This is a genomic window from Pseudomonas sp. 65/3-MNA-CIBAN-0223, from assembly GCF_040310425.1.
GTDB classification, from domain to species: Bacteria; Pseudomonadota; Gammaproteobacteria; order Pseudomonadales; family Pseudomonadaceae; genus Aquipseudomonas; species Aquipseudomonas gregormendelii.
Genome location: NZ_JBEOPV010000094.1, coordinates 1 through 282, shown reverse-complemented (window position 1 = coordinate 282; position 282 = coordinate 1). Strand labels below are relative to the sequence as shown.

Annotated in this window: 1 pseudogene; it reads right to left on the bottom strand. The window is 68.4% G+C overall.

From position 1 onward, the window contains the following. Positions 1–22 precede the first annotated feature (22 nt). Positions 23–282 (bottom strand): annotated as a pseudogene (gene gltD, locus AAEZ09_RS28065) (glutamate synthase); the annotation flags it as partial.

The following is a 282-nucleotide window of genomic DNA, read 5'->3' as shown; positions in this document are numbered from 1 at the left end:
AAACCCGCTCGCGCGATTCAGCTCAGCGCGGCAGTTCCGAATGGCCCATCAGGTACGTATCGACCGAGCGCGCGCACTGGCGGCCTTCGCGGATCGCCCACACCACGAGCGACTGGCCGCGACGCATGTCGCCTGCCGCGAACACCTTGTCGACCGACGTGTAGTACGAACGGTCGCCTTCGGTCGTCGCGCGTGCATTGCCGCGCGCATCCTTCGCGACGCCGAACGCGTCGAGCACCGGCGCGGCCGGCTGCGTGAAGCCCATCGCGAGCAGCACGAGAT